Origin of the sequence: Lutimaribacter degradans (assembly GCF_023703375.1) — a bacterium.
Classification (GTDB): Bacteria; Pseudomonadota; Alphaproteobacteria; order Rhodobacterales; family Rhodobacteraceae; genus Lutimaribacter; species Lutimaribacter degradans.
Map to the genome: position 1 here is coordinate 1 of NZ_JAMQGO010000033.1, position 2,469 is coordinate 2,469.

Below are 2,469 nucleotides of genomic sequence, written 5' to 3' on the forward strand. Positions count from 1 at the left end.
TGTCAATGAGCGTTCAAAACTGACCCGTCTTCAGCGTTTGATTTTGACCCACCCTATAAGGTGCAAAGCCCCCAGGCGGGCCGCCCTCATATAGCGAGTCCGTCTGGGGGCTTTGCGTGCGCGACGTTTATGTTTTTCTGCGTCGCTTGCTTTGTGCGAACCGGTATGACGTGTTGCCGGTTTCGATAATGGCGCAATGATGTGTTACGCGATCCAGAAGCGCGGTTGTCATTTTGGCATCGCCGAAGACCGAGACCCACTCGCCGAACTCCAGATTGGTGGTGATGATGACGCTGGTCTTCTCATAGAGATTGCTGATCAGATGGAACAGCAATGCGCCACCGGACTTAGGGAACGGGATGTAGCCCAACTCGTCGATGATGACGCAGTCCAGGGCCGAGAGCTGCCGGATGATCTTCCCCGCATTGCCCTCGGCCTGCTCCTTGATCAGGGCGTTGATCAGATCGACAGCATTGAAGAAGCGCACCTTCTTGCCGTTGTTGACCAAAGTGGTTCCCAAAGCGATGGCGATATGAGTTTTGCCGGTTCCGGTTCCGCCCACCAGGATGAGATTGTGCGCCTCCTCGGTGAACTGGCCTGTGCAGAACGGTTCGATCTGGGTCTGGGTGACGGCGGCCGCACCGTAATCGAAGGTGGCGAAGTCCTTGTGATGGGGGAACTTCGCGATGCGCATTTGATACTGGATGGAGCGCACCCGCCGCTCTACAGTCTCGGCGTCGATCAGTTGCTTTATCGCTGTGGTCAGACTTGGTGGCTTGCGCGCGGACAGCAAATCATGGGCGCAAGCTGCCATCCCGTGCAGCCTCAGGGCGGTCAGTTGGGCGATGAGGGCGTTCATGCGGCAGCCTCCTGCGTCGAGCACAGCGTCTCATAGCGCTTGCAATCCGCCTCGGGCCGCAAGGTCAGCTGCGGATAGGTATAGGCGTCGCTGAGCGGCGTGATGACCGGCTCCATCAACTGGTTGATCAAGTTGACGATGGCGGGCAGGCGCAGGGTGTTTTGTTCCACCGCCAGTTCGCAAGCCGCCTCGACCACCTCGATCCCGTGATCTTGGGCCAGCAGAAGCAGATCGACGAACTCCCGATCCCCGCCTTTACCGGCCATGTAATGCTTCCTGATCCGATGCATGGCCTCAGGCAGTTGCCAGTCCACAAAGGGCGCGCCGTCGCGCAGAGCGCCGGGCTTGCGATCCAGCAGCGGCACGTAATGCCAAGGTTCAAAATAGCTGACATTGCGGGTGAAGCGACGCTTGTGCTCGGCGATGACATCCTGGCCCGATACCAGCACGATCCGGCCTGCATAGGCGCGCAACGACACATGTTGCCCCGCGAACCGGGACGGCACGCTGTAGCGATTGCTGGCATATTGAACCAGGCAGGTGGAACGAACACGAATGGTCTTTTCCACGTATCCGTCAAATGCCCGACCCAGAGGGCGCAGTTCGGCGCGTTCGTCTTCGAACAACTCTGCAATCGTGCGATCCGATTGCTCGGGATGAGGCCGGTTTGCCAGGTCTTCACACCGCAGGCGCAGCCAATCGTTTAGCGCATCGAGATCATCAAAGGCAGGTTTGGGCACAAACAATCGGCCGCGCAAAAACTGGACCTGGTTCTCAACCTGTCCCTTCTCCCAGCCCGCAGCGGGCGTGCAGGCCACCGGCTCCATCACGTAGTGGTTCATCAAGGCCAGGAACCGGGGATGGAATATCCGATCCTTCGAGCGCGAGACATAAGTCACCATGGTCTTGGGATTGTCGATGATCACACGGCGTGGAACCCCACCATAGAAAGACAGCGCCTGCACAAAGGCATCCAGCACCATCTCCTGGGCTTCGCCAGGATAGGCCATGACAAAGGGCTTGCGGCTGTGGCACAGGCGGAAATGGGCAACCTTCACCTTTTGCTCGATACCGTCCAGGACAACCCGTTCTTCGCTCCAGTCAAATTGTAGCGCGTCACCGGCCGCAAAATGCAGCGGGATAAAAGCGTCGCCCGAACCGGCACCGGATCGCTTCAGGTTACGGACAAATCGCTGAACCGGCGAATAGGAACCGGTGTAGCCTTCCACCACGAGCTGCTCATAAAGCTTCACGGCCGTCCGCCGATCCCGGCGTGGTCGCTTCTGGTCCTGATCGAACAGGTCCTGAAGCCGAAGATCAAACCCGTCGCACAGTTTGTGCCTAACCGGCGGCACCTGACGCTGGTAGCTCGGCGGGCTCTCATCCTTCAAATACTTCTTGATCGTGTTGCGCGACAATCCTGTCGACCGCGCAACAGACCGGATACTGCGCCCTTCAACCAGCACCCACAAACGGATCTTCGATACACTTTCCATCAATAGCACCTGCTTTTCCTCCGCACTTGAAGTGCGGATATTAAACAAACAGGTGGGTCAATTTTACTCGCTCATAACCCACCTAAGTGGGTCAATTTTGCACGCCGATTCACA

The 2,469-nt window shown here is 57.9% G+C and carries 2 protein-coding genes; both read right to left on the reverse strand.

Annotated elements, in window-relative coordinates; all coding sequences use genetic code 11:
* Positions 1 to 127: 127 nt before the first annotated feature.
* Positions 128 to 859, reverse strand: a complete 732-nt coding sequence (gene istB / locus M8744_RS17665) for an IS21-like element helper ATPase IstB (RefSeq protein ID WP_251420055.1) — start codon at positions 857 to 859, stop codon at positions 128 to 130.
* Positions 856 to 2,355: an IS21 family transposase gene (istA, locus tag M8744_RS17670; RefSeq protein WP_251420056.1), complete on the reverse strand. Its 1,500-nt coding sequence runs from the start codon at positions 2,353 to 2,355 to the stop codon at positions 856 to 858. Before istA ends, istB begins: the two co-directional genes overlap by 4 nt.
* Positions 2,356 to 2,469: the final 114 nt, after the last annotated feature.

What these genes read in the sequence shown, in the direction of transcription:
- istB (WP_251420055.1), bottom strand. Translation starts at nt 859, where the DNA reads ATGAACGCCCTCATCGCCCAACTGACCGCCCTGAGGCTGCACGGGATG.
- istA (WP_251420056.1), bottom strand. Translation starts at nt 2,355, where the DNA reads ATGGAAAGTGTATCGAAGATCCGTTTGTGGGTGCTGGTTGAAGGGCGC.